The sequence below is a fragment of the Desulfopila sp. IMCC35006 genome (genome assembly GCF_005116645.1).
Classification (GTDB): domain Bacteria; phylum Desulfobacterota; class Desulfobulbia; order Desulfobulbales; family Desulfocapsaceae; genus Desulforhopalus_A.
Genome location: NZ_SWCM01000006.1, coordinates 1 through 18796 on the forward strand (window position 1 = coordinate 1; position 18796 = coordinate 18796).

General features: G+C 46.4%; 17 protein-coding genes. 5 read left to right on the plus strand and 12 right to left on the minus strand.

What is annotated here, in order from left to right; all coding sequences use genetic code 11:
* Positions 1-299: 299 nt before the first annotated feature.
* Positions 300-1103, minus strand: coding sequence for a DUF3786 domain-containing protein (locus FCL47_RS11510; protein ID WP_136813663.1), 804 nt, complete (start codon positions 1101-1103; stop codon positions 300-302).
* Between the two features lie 228 nt (positions 1104-1331).
* Between FCL47_RS11510 and FCL47_RS11515 the strand changes: the two genes are divergently transcribed.
* The 3 genes from FCL47_RS11515 (at position 1332) to rbr (ending at position 3526) form a co-directional block, all read left to right on the plus strand.
* The gene (locus FCL47_RS11515) at positions 1332-2582 is read left to right on the plus strand and encodes a DUF2279 domain-containing protein (protein ID WP_136813664.1); all 1251 of its coding nucleotides are present in this window, start codon (positions 1332-1334) and stop codon (positions 2580-2582) included.
* Between the two features lie 166 nt (positions 2583-2748).
* Positions 2749-2940: a ferredoxin gene (locus FCL47_RS11520; protein ID WP_136813665.1), complete on the plus strand. Its 192-nt coding sequence runs from the start codon at positions 2749-2751 to the stop codon at positions 2938-2940.
* A 10-nt stretch (positions 2941-2950) separates the two neighbouring features.
* Positions 2951-3526 (plus strand): rubrerythrin, encoded by a 576-nt coding sequence (gene rbr / locus FCL47_RS11525; RefSeq protein ID WP_136813666.1) that lies wholly within the window; start codon positions 2951-2953, stop codon positions 3524-3526.
* 57 nt (positions 3527-3583) lie between these two features.
* Here rbr and dfsP read toward each other — a convergent pair whose 3' ends face one another.
* The 5 genes from dfsP to FCL47_RS11550 all read right to left on the minus strand — a co-directional run bounded on the left by dfsP (position 3584) and on the right by FCL47_RS11550 (position 9744).
* Positions 3584-4240 carry a DUF166 family (seleno)protein DfsP gene (gene dfsP, locus FCL47_RS11530; protein ID WP_136813667.1) on the minus strand — a complete coding sequence of 219 codons (657 nt, stop codon included), beginning with the start codon at positions 4238-4240 and terminating at the stop codon, positions 3584-3586.
* Positions 4241-4264: 24 nt separating this feature from the next.
* Positions 4265-4651 (minus strand): hypothetical protein, encoded by a 387-nt coding sequence (locus tag FCL47_RS11535; protein WP_136813668.1) that lies wholly within the window; start codon positions 4649-4651, stop codon positions 4265-4267.
* Between the two features lie 150 nt (positions 4652-4801).
* The gene (gene fdhF, locus FCL47_RS11540; RefSeq protein ID WP_136813669.1) at positions 4802-7486 is read right to left on the minus strand and encodes a formate dehydrogenase subunit alpha; all 2685 of its coding nucleotides are present in this window, start codon (positions 7484-7486) and stop codon (positions 4802-4804) included.
* A 5-nt stretch (positions 7487-7491) separates the two neighbouring features.
* Entirely contained in the window at positions 7492-9273 is a 1782-nt protein-coding gene (gene nuoF, locus FCL47_RS11545) for an NADH-quinone oxidoreductase subunit NuoF (protein ID WP_136813670.1), read from the minus strand.
* Between the two features lie 3 nt (positions 9274-9276).
* A complete protein-coding gene (locus tag FCL47_RS11550) occupies positions 9277-9744 on the minus strand; it encodes an NAD(P)H-dependent oxidoreductase subunit E (protein ID WP_136813671.1) in 468 nt (155 codons plus the stop codon).
* Between the two features lie 390 nt (positions 9745-10134).
* Between FCL47_RS11550 and FCL47_RS11555 the strand changes: the two genes are divergently transcribed.
* Positions 10135-11415, plus strand: a complete 1281-nt coding sequence (locus FCL47_RS11555) for a radical SAM protein (protein WP_136813672.1) — start codon at positions 10135-10137, stop codon at positions 11413-11415.
* Between the two features lie 119 nt (positions 11416-11534).
* Positions 11535-12116 (plus strand): 5-formyltetrahydrofolate cyclo-ligase, encoded by a 582-nt coding sequence (locus FCL47_RS11560; RefSeq protein ID WP_136813673.1) that lies wholly within the window; start codon positions 11535-11537, stop codon positions 12114-12116.
* 62 nt (positions 12117-12178) lie between these two features.
* On the opposite strand, the gene FCL47_RS11565 is transcribed toward FCL47_RS11560, so the two are convergent.
* The 6 genes from FCL47_RS11565 to FCL47_RS11590 all read right to left on the minus strand — a co-directional run bounded on the left by FCL47_RS11565 (position 12179) and on the right by FCL47_RS11590 (position 18737).
* Positions 12179-13900: a methyl-accepting chemotaxis protein gene (locus tag FCL47_RS11565; RefSeq protein ID WP_136813674.1), complete on the minus strand. Its 1722-nt coding sequence runs from the start codon at positions 13898-13900 to the stop codon at positions 12179-12181.
* A 706-nt stretch (positions 13901-14606) separates the two neighbouring features.
* A complete protein-coding gene (locus tag FCL47_RS11570; protein ID WP_136813675.1) occupies positions 14607-14780 on the minus strand; it encodes a hypothetical protein in 174 nt (57 codons plus the stop codon).
* Positions 14781-14941: 161 nt separating this feature from the next.
* Positions 14942-15115, minus strand: a complete 174-nt coding sequence (locus FCL47_RS11575) for a histidine kinase (protein ID WP_136813676.1) — start codon at positions 15113-15115, stop codon at positions 14942-14944.
* An 18-nt stretch (positions 15116-15133) separates the two neighbouring features.
* Positions 15134-15529 carry a hypothetical protein gene (locus FCL47_RS11580; protein ID WP_136813677.1) on the minus strand — a complete coding sequence of 132 codons (396 nt, stop codon included), beginning with the start codon at positions 15527-15529 and terminating at the stop codon, positions 15134-15136.
* Positions 15530-15624: 95 nt separating this feature from the next.
* Entirely contained in the window at positions 15625-17583 is a 1959-nt protein-coding gene (gene cooS, locus FCL47_RS11585) for an anaerobic carbon-monoxide dehydrogenase catalytic subunit (protein WP_136813678.1), read from the minus strand.
* Between the two features lie 374 nt (positions 17584-17957).
* Positions 17958-18737 (minus strand): AAA family ATPase, encoded by a 780-nt coding sequence (locus FCL47_RS11590; RefSeq protein WP_136813679.1) that lies wholly within the window; start codon positions 18735-18737, stop codon positions 17958-17960.
* Between the last annotated feature and the right edge of the window lie 59 nt (positions 18738-18796).

An 18796-nucleotide genomic window follows, 5' to 3' on the forward strand; every position in this document is an offset into this window, starting at 1 on the left:
AAAGCATTGCGGGACTCTTTTTAGTGCCCCCTTGAGGGGTATAAGTTCATTAACGAAATAATTTTCTTGCCAAAAGCGCAAGAAGTTTGTCAACAACTCACCAATCCCGCCAAAAAGCATTGCGGGACTCTTTTTAGTGCCCCCTTGAGGGGTATAAGTTCATTAACGAAATAATTTTCTTGCCAAAAGCGCAAGAAGTTTGTCAACAACTCACCAATCCCGCCAAAAAGCATTGCGGGATAAGTTCATTAACGAAATAATTTTCTTGCCAAAAGCGCAAGAAAATTATTTCTAATTCACTAAAAACCGTGCTGCTCAGCCAACTTATGAAACATATTGGCCAATCCTGTTCCCAGAAAATAAGTTGAGTCAACCCCCAGGTTAACATCCACACTTTTATCGAAAAACAGGTTCAGGCTGGATCCCAGCCCTTCATCCGGTTTCCAGTAGCAGATCATAATCGGCACCAGCGGGAAGGGGTACAGGACAACGGAGACATCGGACTCAAAACGTTTTTCAACTCTTTTGCCATTGAACATATGGACAATATCATCGAAAAAATCAGTATATTTGTCGGCAAGCTGTTTTAAAACATCTTCTCCCCTCTTCTTAAAAAGAGCATATTTTTCTTTTCCACCGATAATTTCCCGAAAAGATATCCAGTCACCGGAAACCGGGACGCCCTGGCAATGCAAAACATAATCCAGCAGCGGAATAATCACCCAGGGGATGACATGCAGGTCGGTGGCAAAAGTTCCGTCCGTACGTATGCCGATATTCTTGCCAAGGATGTTAACCGTCAACACACTGCCATGCATCCGGGCACCTATTCGTTCGGCCACCGGTGGAAAATCGAGTTTGATTACGTCATCAATCAGCTCCGCTATATACGCTTCCTGCTGAGCCTCCGGACTATTCTCATTTGCGGACGGTGTCGTAAACTTTGCAATATCCGCACTGCTCAGATTGGGACAATCCTCAATTCTGCGGTTCCCCATATAGACGGCACCTGCAAACGCCAGGCAGGTTTTTTCACCGCATTTTTTGCAGTTACTTTTGTCGAGAATACTAAAAATCTCCATTGCGTTTTTCGCAACAACCATTTGCCAACCTCCAGGTGCTTTATTCGAAAAACTGCAGCTTGCTGCCGCAGAAATAAATCCTCGTCGATTTAATGCTTACCTTACCGATTGATTTTACCCAACCAGTACTTGACGAAACTTCATAATTCAGAGTATCACTACATTTCTTTTTAATATTTTCTGGAACAATGTCTAGGGCTTTATTCATTTTTTCATTTCTCTTTATCTCAAACACCAACACAATTATTCATGAAAAGTCCCATTCGTACAATTGCTTCTTTGGCATGCCTGCAGGCAATCATTGTTGGCAATGCCCACGGGGTGTTATCAGCTGAAAATGTCGAACCTCGGCAGAATCTAGAAAGACTGATGACAACCAGAGGTTGCCGGGGATGCGATCTTACCGGACTCGACCTGACCAGACTTGATCTGTCGGGGGTTGATGTGGAGGGAGCGGATATGTCGCACACCAAACTCTCTTTAACCAATCTGTCCAGTGCAAATCTTAAAAACACCAGGCTGATCGGTGCCATTTTCGCCGGCACAGACCTTGCCGGCGCCGATCTGCGCGGTGCGGACCTGCAGGACACCTCCCTTGACAATGCATATACTGCAGACGCAGTGCTTGACGACAAACCCATGCCCTCGCAACCAGACAATCCGCCACTCCCTTCGGCCCCGTCTCTTCATCCAGCGACAAACGTTGCCGTTTCCGGCCCAGCTACCGATGTATCTGCCGGAAATACCCCCTCAGACAGCTGGTGGTCCCGTCAACCTAAATCACAGAAGATGCTCTACACCAACCTTGCCGCGGCAACAGCTATCGGCATATGGGGATTGGCAACATGGGACTACGGTTCAGAAGGATTTACTATAGGTCATGAGGAATGGTTCGGTCGTGATACCAAATATGGCGGCGCCGATAAATGTGGTCATTTATGGTCAACGTACGCCTTCTCGGATGCACTAACCAGTCTCTACACGGGCTGGGGCTACGAGCCAAAGAAAGCGAACATATATGCCGCTCTGTCCTCGTGGACTGTGCAATTCGCAATGGAACTAGGCGATGCAACCAGTGAAACACAGGGTTTTTCATGGGAGGATATGACCATGAACACCCTGGGCGCACTGACCAGTGTATTGATGGCAAGATACCCGGAACTCGACCGTAAAATTGACCTCAGAGTGGAGTATGTTATCAATGATTCTATCAAAGGTATTTTTGATGACTATTACAACCAGTATTATTCAATGGTTCTTAAATTGGATGGGTTTGACTCATTTGAAAACACATTTCTAAAATACGTCGAGTTATCGGCGGGATACTACACCAGGGGATTCGGCAATCCCGATAAAGAAGATACCAGATCTCTCTTTGCCGGTATCGGTTTCAACTTTTCCAGACTCCTCAATCAGAGCGGATGGAACAAAACAGCCAAAGTTTTTGAATACATACAAGTACCTTACACGGTACCCAAGGTTTCCTATGATCTTGATTGATCTACCTGCACAGGAAATAATGGGTAAGATACGCATTTCCAGGTGGCAAGATTTTTCAGAGACGATTATCTTAGCTTAAATCCTGACAGATTGATCAACGTTACAGCGGTCGTTGTTACTTCCACAACCATACGATGTGGATAAATATGAACTTAAGGAGAGAACTATGAAAGCAGTGATTTCAAAAGAGTGCATGGGCGACAGAAACTGCAATAAATTATGTCCGGAAGTGTTCGAATATGATGAAGATCAACTTCTTTCCATCGTTAAGTTTGACGAAATTCCCAAGCATCTTGAAGCGGTAGTGCGACAGGCTGCTGCCGAATGCGGTGCCAACGCGATCACTATAGAAGAATAGGAGATCGATAATGGCCGTTTTTCGTGACAGCAAGACAGCCAGAAACCTTCTTCTTTCCTATTCAGCCGAGACCCAGGCGCGAACCCGTTATAATTTTTTTGCAACCCAGGCCAGGGAGGATGGGTATATCCAGATAGCCAATCTTTTTGATGAAACGGCCCAACAGGAATATGAACATGGGCTGCGCTTTTTCAAATTTTTCAATGGCGGTGAACTGGAAATTACCGGAATATTTCCTGCAGGCGTCATAAAAGATACCCATGCTAATCTGATCAGTTCTGCAGAACTTGAGTTGTACGTTCACGACCAAATGTATGCAGTCTTTGCCAGAGAGGCCGAAGAAGAAGGTTTTCACCGGGCAGCCGACACCTTCCATGCCATAAATGTTTCTGAGAAAAACCACGAATTAATGTTTCGGGCTCTTGCCGAAAACCTTGTTTCCGGCAGGGTTTTCAAGCGCGATCAGCCTGTTACCTGGAAATGTCTCAGCTGTGGGTATCTCCACGAAGGCACGAGTCCGCCGGATAAATGTCCCGCCTGTGTGAAACCTCCCGGTTATTTTGAAGTACTCAAGAAGAACTGGTAATACAAAAGGCCATCGCCTGTCGGCGATGGCCTTTTGTATTATTCTACTACGTCTTATTTATAAAAGCGCCAGCACCTTCTCAATCGCCTTCTTGAGTTGCTTGCTATGGATTTTACCGGCAAAATGGACCGGGCTTTTGCCATATATAGGATCCCAGCCAGCCGGATTGGCAGAACAGTAAAACTGCGTTTCAAGACCAACCTTCCGCGCCGCATCCTCTGCCGGATGACCAATAAGCCGCCTTGCCACCTCCCACGATGCCCCGCATGGCGCACCGCGAACGACCGTTACCCCTGCTATCTTGCCATCCTCAATCTCAACTTCAAATTCCGGTGCCCCGAAATACTCACCATAATTACCAAGACCTGTCAGACGGGGAAGACCACAGCAGGTTGGTGGGGTAATCGATTTTTCACCCACTATCTTTTTCCCCGAGGCAATAATCGGAATATCCTTTTGCGCGCAGAGAGCGGCCAGGTCGGTTGATAAATCGTTGTGCCGAAGAAAATCAAGCACCAGATCACAGCTGATATTGCGGGGAAGATAGGCCCGGGTATCATCGAGCACCGGCGGCAATATTTTATCAATATTGATAACTTCCAGCTCAAACAAATCTTTGCCGTAGCGCCGTAAACCATTTATTTTTGTTTCACCGCTTCCATTTTGCTGAAAGATCAAGATCTTCTGTTTTGATTGTTTATTATCATTTTTCACAACGACTACCTCATATAAACTCTATCAAATATCCAGACGGACCCAGCGAGTACAATACCTGTAGGCCGCTTCAAGGAGTTTCTTTCTGTTTTGTGATCCATGGGCCAGAACGTGAAAAGAGCCATCCCCGGTACGATAAAGCACCATCCCATCGTCTATCGAAGTGGATTCTTCGCCACAAGTAATAGTCAGTGGGCTGCCGGCTTCGATAATCTCCAGTTCATCATCCTGATACTGAAAATAGGCCATTTGTGCGAGGGCATGATATTCATGTTTAGCACTGGCACTGTCTTTTGCAGTAAATGTTTTGATAAACCCAGCTTCCTGCAAGGCCATCTCAGGAACGAGAATAACACTCTCGCAATCAGTTATTTTTGTCGCTGCAGTTTCAATAAGTATCGAACTGTTCATCTTGTTTACACGCTCTCGGATCAACGCATGATTTTTTAGGTTTTGCCCAAGCAGCAATCTGATTCACCATAAAAAATGGGAAGTTAAGCGCATCACAACTCAACTTCCCATGATGGACCGTTATGTCTTGTTATAGACAACTATTAATCACTACTTCTCGATACGTACAGCACATACTTTCGCTTCCATGATCTTACAGATTGGATCCATAGCATCACTGGTAAGCAGGTTGGCCGCCGCTTCTTTGTAGTGAAATGGGATAAAGACAACATTCGGCGGCACAATTTTGCTGACCTTTGCCTTCAGTTTAATAGAGCCGCGTCTGGAGCTGACCGTCAAAAACTCACCTTGACCGACTCCGAGAACATCCGCATCGGCTGGATTGACTTCTACAAAAGCTTCCGGGGCTATCCTGTTAAGCCCTGTAGACCTTCTGGTCATCGTGCCGGTATGATAATGGAACAGTTCCCGCCCTGTGGTAAGCACGTAGGGATATTCTTTATCCGGCAATTCATCAGAGGCAACAAACGGAACGGGAGTAAAGAGTGCTTTGCCACCTTCTCTGGAAAAGCTTTGTTCAAACAAAAATTTCGTTCCTGGATGATCTGCGGTTGGACATGGCCACTGCAGACCTTCTTTTTCCAATCGGTCATAATTTATACCGGCAATACCAGGCCAGAGTGCTGCAACCTCATCGAAAAGATCGGATGGATTCGGGGATTGATTGACATCTCCCTCCCCTGATACGCGCTTATAGATCTGGTCGATAATATCCAGATCCAGTCTTACTTCCCCGGGAGATTTGATCGCTTTTCTTACCCGTTGTACCCGTCTTTCAGAACTGGTAAAGGTCCCCTCTTTTTCAGCAAAAGTGGTTCCAGGTAGAACCACGTCGGCCAGCTGGGCAGTTTCGGTCATGAAAATATCCTGAACTACCAGAAAATCGAGCGCCGCAAAAGCTTTCACCGAATGGGTAGTATTGGGGTCAGAAAGTGCTGGATTCTCACCAAAAACATACAATCCCTTCAGTGTTCCATCAAGCATTGCTCCAGTCATTTCAGAGGCTGTCAGGCCGACATTGCCTGAAAGAGTTTTGCCCCAGGCTGTTTCAAACTTCTGCTTGATCGCCGGAATATCAACTTTCTGATAACCGGGATACACATTCGGCAAGCTCCCCATATCGCAGGCACCCTGAACATTGTTCTGGCCCCTCAGTGGATTGACACCGGCTGCATATTTACCCACATTGCCCGTTACCATTGCCAGGTTGCCGACCGCACAGACATTATAGGTACCCATGACATGTTGCGTGATACCCATGGCATAGTATATTCCAGCGTTATTAGCAGAGGCGAAGATTCGCGCAGCTTTTTTTATGTCCTCTGCAGGAACACCGGTGATTTCTTCACCATATTCCGGAGTGAAACTTTCAAGAGACTTGACGAACTCTTCGTATCCTTCAGTTCTGTCCTTTATAAACTTCTTATCCTCTAACCCCTCAGCAAGAATAACATTCATAATCGAGTTCAACAGAGTAGAATCGGTCCCCGGACGGTGTCGCAACCAGAGGGTGGCAAACTTCACCAGTGGAATTTTCCGGGGATCGGCGACAATCAGTTTGGCACCTTTTGCTACCGCCTCTTTCATCCGCAGCGAGATAATCGGATGATTCTCCGTTGTATTGGACCCAATGACTAACATCGCTTCATTTTCAGCAATCTCGGCGACTGAATTGGTCATTGCACCGGAACCAAATTTCGTGGCCAGACCGGCCACTGTTGCACTGTGTCAGTAACGAGCGCAGTGATCGACATTATTGGTCCCGATCCCGGCTCGAAAAAGTTTCTGGAAAAGATAATTCTCCTCGTTGGTACAACGGGCGGAACTGAGTCCGGCAAGGGCATCTGGACCGTTCTTCTCCTTTATTTCGTTAAACTTTTTGGCAATATGGTCAAGAGCTTCATCCCAGGTGGCTTTTTCAAAGTGCCCACCCTTTTCTCTTCTGATAAGAGGGGTCGTTAACCGATCAGTGCTGTTAATAAAGTCAAAACCGAACCGTCCTTTGACACAAAGCCAGCCGCGATTATGGTTGTCCGATTTCGATTCCACCCGGATAACCTGATCACCATGGCTGCGCAAGGTGATATTACAGCCACAGCCGCAGTAGGTACAGGTGGTGTCGGTGAATTTAACACCTTCCATACGAGGCTTGCCTGACCAGATGGAACCGGAGAGAGCGCCTGTTGGGCAAACGGAAATACATTGCCCGCAGAATACGCAGTCCAGATCATGACCGAACGGCGGGATAACTTTTGCCTCAAAGCCCCTTTCTGCATAGCCGATCGCACCAATGCCCTGAACCTCGTCACATACCCGAACACAGAGCCCACACATAACGCATTTGTTCTGATCCCTGGTAATAAAAGGATTATGGTCGACACGTTTATGCTCACGCATCGCACCGGCAAAACGATTTTCGCGAATGCCGTACTGGTAAGCAAGTTCCTGCAATACACATTCTCCCGTCCCGATACAGGTCATACAGTCATTCGGGTGATCGGAAAGCAGGAGTTCCACGGTAGTTTTTCGCAACCTGTAGAGTCTCGCACTTTGCGTCTGCACTGACATGCCAGCGGTGGCCGGGGTGGTACAGGAAGTTACCGGCTTTGGCATTCCGGCGATTTCGACAATACAGAGCCGGCAGGCGCCAAATGGCTTCAGCCGGTCGTCATGACACAGAGTCGGAATTTTTATTCCCAGCTGTTTCGCTGCCTCTAAGACAGTAGTGCCTTCAGCAACCTCAATCGACTTACCATCTATAGTTAGATTTATCATGGTGACTACTCCTTTAATACGGCGCTGAATTTGCAAGCATCAAAACAGGATCCGCATTGAATGCAAAGGTTATTGTCAACCTTATGCGGCATTTTTTTCTCACCGGAAATGGCGTTGACCGGACAGGCCCGGAGGCACATACCGCACCCAACACACATATCTTCACGAATGAAAAATGTCAGCAGTTTATTACACACCTTGGCCGGACATTTCTTGTTCTTGATATGGGCCTCGTACTCATGACGGAAATATTTAATGGTGCTAAGCACTGGATTGGGCGCTGACATACCAAGACCGCACAGACTCGAGTCACGCACATCTTCGGCGAGTTCCTGCAGCAACTCAATATCCCCTTCTTTGCCCTCACCCTCAGTGATCCGGGTAAGGATTTCCAGCAAACGCTTGGTACCGATCCTGCAGGGCACGCACTTGCCGCAGGACTCAGATTGGGTGAATTCCAGGAAAAACTTGGAAATATTGACCATACAGTCGGTTTCATCAAGCACAACCATACCGCCGGAACCCATCATCGAGCCAACCGAAGCCAGCCCTTCATAGTCAACCGGCAGATCGATGTGCTGCTGTGGGATACAGCCGCCGGACGGGCCACCGGTCTGCACTGCCTTAAAGAGCCTGTTGCCCTCTATGCCACCGCCGATATTGAAAATTATGTCTTTCAGCGGCATTCCCATGGGGATTTCAATAAGACCGGTATTCCTGATTTTTCCGGTCAGGGCAATAACCTTGGTCCCCTTACTCTTCTCCGATCCAATCGAGGCATACCAGGCGGCCCCTTTGTTGAGAATATGGGGAAGATTGGCAAAAGTCTCGACGTTGTTGATAATGGTCGGTTTGCCCCACAATCCCTTGTTGGCAGGGAATGGCGGCTTTGCTCGCGGCATCCCCCGCTCCCCTTCGATCGAGGCGATCAGCGCAGTTTCCTCACCGCAGACAAAAGCACCGGCGCCCAGTTTAACTTTTATTTTAAAGTTAAAATCGGTACCGAAAAGCTTTTCACCCAGGTAGCCGTGTTCTTTCGCCGCTTTCAAAGCCATATGCAGCCGGTCGACGGCCAGTGGATACTCAGCGCGAATATAAACATAGCCGATGCTGGCACCAATTGCATAGGCACCGATGATCATTCCTTCAATCACCGCATGGGGATTGCCCTCGACAACCGAACGGTCCATGAAAGCGCCGGGATCACCCTCGTCGGCATTGCAGATAATATAATACTGGTCGGATTTATTGGCGGCACAAAAACTCCATTTCAAGCCAGTCGGAAAGCCACCGCCTCCCCTTCCGCGCAGTCCTGACTCTTTAACCGTGGCGATAACTTCCGCGGGAGTCATGGTCGTCAGTGCCTTTTCGGCAGCCTTATAGCCATCCACACCCAAATAATCATTAATAGATTCCGGATTGATCTTGCCCAAATCACCCAGAACTATCTTGGTCTGATTGTCATGAAAGGTATGGTAATCATCGCCCACCAGCCATTCCTTGACCGGCCGTCCCCCGACAACATGGTCCTGAATAAGTCGACTCACCATTTCAGGTTGAATATATTGATAGGTCGAAACGGCACCATCCACATTTACATCGACCAGAACATCGCGGGCACAAAAACCGCGGCAACCAACTTTGTGGAGTTTGCATTTTTCTTTGACAGTAGCGTTTTCGATACCGGCAGCCTCGAACTGCTTGGTGAACTCCTCCATCACCAGGTCGCCGCCGGCAGCGATACCACCGGTACCCATGCACACATTGACAATTATTTCGCTGCTCATGGTTTATCCCTTATAATCTTTGAGACTCTTAACTATTTTACTTGGGGTTACCTTACCAAGCACCTTTTCATTAATCAGAACAACCGGGGCAATACTGCAGGCACCCACACAGTTGACACGTTCAAGGGTAAACAACATGTCCTTGGTTGTATCCTGATCTTCTTTTAGTTTAAGATCTTCGCGAACCTTGGAGATGACACGAGGGGCGCCTTTGACATGACATACGGTTCCGCAGCAAACGGTGACAATATTTTTACCGCGTGGATTTTGATGAAACTGGGAATAAAAGGTTACAACTCCGTAAAATTTGGAAGGTGGGATATTCGTTCGCTCAGAAAACCAGTTTACAGCTTCTTCCTGTATGTACCCGATTTTACTTTGTATTTCCTGCAATATTGTGATAATATTGTCTTCGTTGGCCATACATTTATCATATATGGCCTCCAGCGTTTCCGTCATCTGCTTTTCCATTTACATACCCCATAAATGATGATTATCTACTCCAGGCATATAGCAACTCTTCTGGAGTGTGGAAAAACTTCGTTTCGCTTCTTCATATAATCACTTCCTATCTGGTACCTTGTCGCATTCTGGTTGTGCTGTTATTCTCTCCCCTTTCGTATTTTCTAGTCTTTAAAGAATAAAATCGATATCTATCATCACAAAACGTCCTACTATAACGCAAAATCGAGATTGTTTCCAATAAGTTTAAAATTTATCATTCACAAAATTATTTAATTGATATTGCGTTGATACTCAGCTGTTTGACAAGATTCAGACTATCCGGTAAGTAACACATCCAGAGTCCCTTTATTTTACATCTTCAGTTTGTTATAAACAGAGATTATGCAGCAGAACTCATTGACCACCGTAGAAAGCAGGATTTATGCCACGAAGGACGTAAAAATTACTCACCTGAAACAGGGCAGTACGACCTACAGCAAAATGAGTTTTCCGATACATTGCGGTATATACAGTGAAATTGAGACAAAAGAGTTCATCTTTCAATTTAATCTGAATAGCGAAATATTTCGGGCTAAAGGCAAAGGAAGAGAGTGGGCCCATCCTCATGAATGGCTCAAGCGAACACCGGGCAATGACTGGGTTTATTATTCAACCGGTGGATATACCGGAGTTTTTGAGGCCACAGGCGAATATTACCTGCCAAATTTCCAGTATCCGACCAACAGCATCCTGGGCGGTCACCCTTTTGCCCACGAAGAGATTACCCGGATTTCCGGCTCATGGTACCAGTTTCTTTTAGAACTGCAGGCACAGCAAACGGATTTACCGCGTCATTTCGGCAATTTTCTCAACCAAGTTATCACCAACAGTCCGGAAAAATTAGAACAGAAAGCGCAGCTGCTGCACGAAATCATCGGCGGACGAATCTCTGTTCTCCCCCCGGATGCCAGACATGTCGATTATAACATCATCCCACTGACAATATCCGAGGGTTGTCTGTACAAGTGCGCATTCTGCAAGGTAAAAAACAACACGGTTTTTACCGAAAAAAGCGATGCGGAGATTCGTGCACAGATCAGCCGCCTTGCAAAACTCTATGGTCGCGATCTCATCAATTATAACAGCCTCTTTCTCGGTGAACACGACGCCCTGCAGTCCAGTCCCGAACGTATTCTCTTTAGTATTGAGACCGCCTGTAAAGAGTTCGACTTTGATCATTCTTATACGGCAGGAACCAATGTTTTCCTTTTTGGTTCAGTCACCTCATTACTAAATAAGCCGGATGCTTTTTTTCGACAGCTGGTCGAATCCGGCGCAATGACTTATATCAATATCGGTCTGGAATCAGCAGATCAGCAAACCCTGGACAAAATTGGCAAGCCTCTGACGGAAAGGCTGGTGCAAGAAGCCTTCTGGCGCGGACAGGATATCAACGACCGTTTTCCTTCGGTGGAAATAACGGCTAATTTTATAATGGATGAAAACCTGCCGGACAACCATTATAAAAAAATTCTCCACCTGATCAGGGAACAACAGGTCCACGTAAAACCCAAGGGCTCTATCTATTTTTCACCTCTGACCTTTGATCGACCGTCGCGCACCCGTCTGTTCGAGTTCAACCGGATCAAGATTCAAAGCAGGCTTCCGACCTATCTCTATATAATTCAACGATTTTAGTGAGATGGTAGCAATTCAGTTGTCTTTTTAAATAATTGTGCGGTGAAAGAATTTATCCGGTTCTTTTGGCCTGATTGATGTAAATATTCGATAATTTAACACTCATTGGAGATCATACCATGCTCGATTCAGCCCAGCTGCGAAAAGACATTCTGGCAGCTCGCAACAAACTTACCCAACAGGAAATTGAGACAAAATCATTCGCCATTCAACAACGCCTGCTGGAACTTGATCAGTTGCGGAAGCACCAGTCGATATTTGTCTATGTCAGTTTCAGAAGCGAAGTCGCGACCCTTTCGCTCATCGACAGCCTGATCGAGCTGGGCAAAACTGTCATTGTACCCATAACCAGAATAAAGGAAAAAAGGCTGGATGCCATTCACATCACCAATCGGCTGACCGATCTCGTTCCCGGATATTGCAATATTCCCGAACCAAAAGATGAACTCTGCACAACGGCATTGGTTGCCCCGGAAGAAATCGAGACAATCCTCCTGCCCGGTTCTGTCTTTGATGAAAGAGGCGGACGATTCGGTTATGGTGGCGGCTACTATGACCGGTTCCTGGCCAAAGTCCCGACGGCGGCCCGAATAGGTCTTGCCTTCGAGTTGCAGATCATCGAAAAAGCCCCGTTACAGGACCACGACGAATTGCTTGATCTGGTCGTCACCGAGAAGAGGGTGATTCGTGGCGGCAGGTAATAGTGAGCAGGATACCAATTGAACAGCCATCCCAATTGGTATCCTGTTGGGGGCAGGCCAAGCTAAATCTTAAAACTGCACACGGCATTATGCAAATCAAGCGAAAGTGACTGCAGATTCTGGCTACTGACCTGAACCTCTGAACTGGTTTTCGAAACATCTGTGGACGCCGAATTGACGAGGGCGATTTCCTGGGTGATTGTTGAAGCAACAACGGAGACCTGACTCACATTGATATTCACCTCGCCGAGCCCCTCTGCTGCCTGGTTAATATTGAGAGCAATTTCCTGGGTGGCTTTCGACTGCTCACCGACAGCCCTGCTAATTGTCGCCACAATTTCGTTTACACTATTTATAACAGAGCTGATTTCCTCAATATCTTCCACGGTACCGCTGGTTGTCTTCTGCACATCATCAATTTTAGTTTTGATATCAAGTGTAGCCATTGCAGTCTGCTTGGCGAGTTCTTTTATTTCATTGGCAACAACGGCAAATCCCTTCCCTGCCTCCCCCGCCCGAGCTGCCTCAATCGTTGCATTGAGTGCCAGGAGATTGGTCTGCTCGGAAATTTCAGTTATCGTTTCAGTGACTTTACTTATCGCATCGGCTGATGCCCCGAGTTGCGCCATTCTGACCGAGGTACCCTCTGCCTGTTTAACCGCCTTCAAGGAGATATCATGTGCTTTTCCAGAGTAGTTGGCAATTTCATTGATAGTGGCAGTCATTTCCTCTGCAGCACTTGCTACCATACTGGTGTTTGTCGTGGATTGTTCCATGGCAGCAGCCACGTTATTAAGATTCGCACTCATCTCTTCTGCGGCAGTTGCGACATTTTCAGATCGAGCCGATGTTCCTTGAGCATTTTCAGCAAGATCTGCGGCAAACTTTGACAGATTCATTGATTCCTGTCCCAATGTCTTCGTATTAATTGAGATGGAATTTATAATCTTCTGCAATTTTTCAATAAAAATATTGAACCATTTGGCCAACTCAGCAATTTCATCCTTTGAGTTGAGAACAATACGCTTGGTCAGATCCCCTTCACCTTCTGCGATATCCTGGAAATTCAGAACCATGACCTTTAACGCTTTTGCTATGCCAAAAATAATAATCAGACACAAGGATATTATCCCAATGAAAATTGCTCCGGCAATGAGAAGCATAGTGGTGACATTTTTGGAGACCTGAGAATTGAGCTCTTCTGCCATGGAGGTTTTATAGGCAGCGATATTATCCAGATAAATTCCTGTACCTATCCACATCTCCGTTCCGGGAATCATCTCAGCGTAGCTCAGTTTTGCCACGTCTCCCGCCCCCGGTTTCGGCCATATATATTCGACAAACCCTCCACCGCCTTTAGCTTTATCCCGCAGATCTCGAACAAGGTAAACTCCATTCTTATCCTTCAAATCTCCAAGATCTTTACCCTGCAATTCTTTTTTCGGCGGTAAGGCCACGTTGGTGGTGCCATTATAGACAAAATAATATCCTGAATTGTCGCTTTCAAAACGGATATCGTCAATTAACTTACGGATAATTTTAATTTTTTCATCAAGAACTTCTGTCTCCTCAACAGCGTGCCCCGCTGCCAAGGCAACTGAATGACTAGCTACTTGCAGTTTGGCCTTCTGATCGACAAGCATTACTTCACCAGTTTTGGCAAGCCCCATATCTCGAACCCTATTCCCGTTTTGAATGGCAAAGAACACCATGATTAGAAACAAAGCCAGGATGGCTACTATGATGAGATACATTCTGCCTTTGACAGAAAATCGGTTCAACATCGTACAACTCCTCATTATAAAATATTATTGATATTACCTGCCCATAGGAGCAGCAGCTATTTTTCAACCAGCTATTATCTGATACCGGCGCGGTTGTTTCATAAACGTAGAGACGTATTCAGGACATATCGCGAGATGTATTATTTGCTGTAAAGACAGATCTGATCAGCCAGCCGAGACGAAAAAGGTCGGCTACGTTTGTTGTTACAAAGAACGGGAAACCAACTTTGGTGTATCACTTGCGATTTTAAAAGTGAAGATAAAAATGGAAATCGAATCTCCATCGCCACAGGCAACAAGACCGAATGTTTTGGATCCAACCAGACCATCTTCACTTTTTCAGATTGAATGCACTCAAAAGATCGGAATAATTGGGGCTAGAAAACCTCGACCAGTGGCTTTTCCTGATTTTACAGCCTCAGGAATCGACAAGGCATACCGAAAACTTAAGCGGGCCAAACAATTAATGACGAACAGCAATCAGCGCAGATGGGCAGATCGTCTGTACCTGGCATTTTACCCGGGATGGAATATATGCAGGATGTGAATATGTGATTACCACTAAAGTTCAGCTTAGAAGATACAGAGGGATCTGAGGTTTAGAGGTAAAATCACATTGGAATAAAAAAAACTCCTCTGAAATAGATAATTCCAGAGGAGTTTAAAGGGGAGTTTTTCTGTCAGGCCAAGCTATAGCAGACCGCAGTTATTTCACAGCACAGGTTTTCGGATCGACCACAGCACCACAAGCGGCGCACTTTGTCTTTTTATCAGCTTCATCGGAAAATATTTCCCACTCTTTGCCACATTCCGGACATCTTACTTTTACTTCTTTCAGTGTTTTGTTGCTTTCAAATCCTGGACAATGTTGATCGGTCATGTCTGTCTCCTTTTGGGCAAAATTAACTGTTCTGCTGCATTTCGACATCAACGAAGATTATACGTCGAAAATCGCAAAACGCCAGAAGAAGATAATTGGACCATGCATAAATAGCATCCATTCCTGAAATAGTTTCCCTGCTGCAGGCTGTGTCCGATAACCTACCGTCTGTCTTTTAATATTTGCAGGAGCTGATCCCGCTCGTCTTCAAGCTGCAAGAGATCCATCATAACTGGCGGCTTCACCGAGTGGGCCGGCAATCTCCGCATTGTCTCGGCGATTTCTTCATCCAGCCTGAGCAATCTTTCTTTTATCCGATCAATTTCAAAATCCATCACTATCCCATGCGCAGCTCATTCCCGTTCGATCACCTGCAATTCAGACTCGAGAGGCCGGCGCTTCGTCGTTTTATAGAGGACAGTCGTGCCAATTTTTGTTGACCGGGAAAATAATATAACTTCATATCTGTCCTCCATCGTCAGAAGATCTTCAACCCACAATACCCTTTCAATATCCAGAGAAAAATCATTGCATATCTGTTTTGCAAATTTTTCGGGGTTTGCCGAAATTGACTGCCCTTCACCTGTCGCTGCGTAGATACAGACATACGGTTTGAGCTGCTGTACTTTGTCAGAAGAAGCCACACATTTGAATATTTTCACGTCGTAGGCACCTGAAGACCAGGCAATAGGGTCACGCTCACCGGTTTTTGTTCCTTCCCACCGGTATCTTCCAGCAAAAATAGCCATATGCTTCTCCCGACAACTTTTGTGAAACTGACAATCTGGCCAGCAGTCAGAGGGAGATGCCAGATTTTTTTTTACCTGGCATCTCCCCGTTAAGATTATTCGATAGCAAGTGCTTGTCTGTCAGCCATATCCATCAGAACCCGATCACGCGCCTTATCAATGCCAAGTTCTTTACGCTTTTTGTCAATATGGGCAATCATCAACCTAGCCATTTCTCTCGGATCGTCAGCAAAGCCCCACTTGCCAAAACCAAGTGTTTCAAGATCTTCAAACAAATGCTTCTCGAATTTAGTCCCCTTCGTCATCGGAAAGTTATGGCCAAAAACAGTATATACGCCGGATGCGACAAAATAATGACCAATGGCAATGGCTTTTTCACTCATCCATTCCGGAGCACAACCGGCGGCAGGAAGGTCGGCAATACAGTCGCCAAGGCCACCTACTTTCACCATTTCCGAAGCTGCTATGAGAATCCGGCTATTGTCGACACAGGATCCCAGACCAAGAACCGGCGGCATGCCGACGGTCTCACAGACTTCGGCTAAGCCAGGACCGGCAAGGGCCGCCGCACCGGGTCCGGTGAGTCCGGCTTTGGCAAGAGCCATTTGTGAGCACCCGGTCTGCAGCACCAGCACATCATTGCGGATCAGTTCTTTTACCAGTTCAACATGGGAATAATCCTGTTTGGATCGTGGGTTGGTACACCCAACCACTCCCGCTACACCGCGAATCCTGCCGTTGATAATGTTCTCGTTAAGTGGCGTATAACTGCCCCTGAACGATCCCCCCAACATATAATTAATGTACTCAAAAGAGAATCCGTGCACTCCCTTGGTTTTATTTCTCGGAATCTGTATTGGTTTTTTACGGTTTTTGAACCTGGTAATCGCCTTGATGACAATCTCATCGGTGCATTCGCGCGGATCATGCTCCTCCAGCTGGATATGCTGGGCGCCTTCGATCTTGGCCCGATAATTGGTGGTAATAAAAGGCGTGTCATAAAAATCTGCAACTTTCTGCAGACCTTGTTTAATGCATTGTATGTCAACGGTCATGGCATCAATGGCACCAGTTACCAGCACAGCTTCGGTACTGGAGAAATTCCCCGCATGCGACAGACCATGCCGCGACAGAGCTTCCAGCCCCGAACAGCACATGCCAACAAGATTAATGCCTTTGGCGCCGGCATTTTTAGCCGCCTCGAGCAAAGTCGGATCCGCGACCGAAACAACCATCGATTCCAGAAGATTAGGTTCATGACCATGAACAATAATATTGACGGAGTCTTCTTTCAGCACTCCCATATCAACTTCAACTTCCACCGGTGATGGTGTACCGAATAAAATATCCGAAATATCTGTCGATACCATCGATCCACCCCATCCATCAGCCAGGGCTGTCCGGGTGATCTGTTTGGTTATGTTTTCATAATCCTGATCCACACCCATGGCCGTACGATGCATCATTTCCATGATTTCCCGCATAGCCCCACGAGGAACCACCCCCGCTGCACGCCAATGCTCAAGGGTTTTGGGCGGTACTCTTTTCATCATTGGAATCTCACCGTCAACCTGCGTATAGGTCCTCTCCAGTTCATGATAGAGATCCATTGCTATATCCTTCAGCTCTCGGCCTTCGGTAACAATGTCCAGTGAGGCTGCTATTTCCATCAGTTTGATTGGATCCTTAATCGAATAATCTTTCGTCTTGCCGCTGATGACATCACGGAACAACTCAAGCATTGCCATGCCATGATCGGTATGAGCTGCAGTTCCTCCTGCGACCATCCGTCCAAAATTACGTGCCACTATAGTGTCTACGGTAGCGCCACACACACCAACCCTATCGTATGGGCTATTCACGTTCATCCTGCATGGCCCCATGGAACACATTTTACAGCACGCTGACTTTTCTCCAATCGGACAGGCCTTCATAGAGTTAGCCCGGTCGAAAAAGAGTTCTACTCCGTCATTTCTTGCTTTGGTGATCATTTGCGCAGTAGACTCGCAAATCGTCAGATCCTTTACATTGATGAGTTCTAGTGGTTTTGCCATAATGCCTCCAATTTCAATGGATATCAGGGATTTTCGGTCTTGAATTCAAGAACACACAGCTCAAGAAAAGACCTTTGCTGTATGGCGGCAATCATGAACAATATCACATGGCTACCGTTGTATACAGGCGCCTTAATTCTCATTTGAGAAGTATTCCCAGTTAACCTCAATATTGCACCACCGTGTGGTATTGTCAAGAGATTTATTGCATCTCTGTCATTGTCTCCCATGTTTCTTGACTGAGAAAATTCGACAGAAAAACCAGAAGATATGATGCGAAGCAAGGAATTTAACGGCAGGTGTGGAACTGCAGAGCCGAACATACCAAAAATTTGTTGGGAGAACGGCTCAAGTGTAGAGATGAAGAAAGTCGATTATTTTTTCATCGCAGCTAATTTTCCGACTATATCGAAAAGTTCTTTTGGCGCACAAGTTATATCATCAAACGCTCTTCTGCCGGCTCGATCAGCCTCAACAATCTCATCTTGCTCGGGAACAAAACCGATAATTTCAAATTCAGACAAAGACTGACGAATTAATTCTTCGTCCTCCGGCCCGTTTACCCGGTTGCCAAGAATGAGAATATTTTTAATACCGATATCTTCGCCGAGTTTTCTGATTTTTGTGGCGGCGGCCCTGCTTCTTGCCCCAGGATTTACGACAACAATAAGCGCATCGACAGAAGATGAAGTAGCTCGGCCAAGATGCTCTACCCCCGCTTCCATATCCATAATAACTATATCATCTCTGACCAGAACAAGATGATTCATCAAGGCTTTCAGGATAGTACTTTCAGGACATATACAGCCGGAGCCACCGCTCTGTACGGTGCCCATAACCAACAGTTTCACCCCATCTCTTTGTAGAGAAAAACGATCCGGAATATCATCGACTTTCGGATTGAGGGTAAAGAAACCGCCCATTGTCCCCGGCTTGGCCCCTGTTCGTTCGGCGATCAGCTCAGTCAGTCCAGAGATTGGTGTGATTGGCTTATCTTCGGGAATGCCGAGTCCAGCCGCCAGGTTTGCCACTGGATCGGCGTCAATGGCGATCACTTTATTGTTCTTATCGGCGGCCAGACATCGGGCCAGAAGAGCGGTTATAGTGGTTTTGCCGACTCCCCCTTTGCCGCCTATTGCTATTTTTAAACTCACCTTGGGAAATCTCCTTCAACTCGTTTTTATTGCATTGTATCGTTGATTGTATACGACCC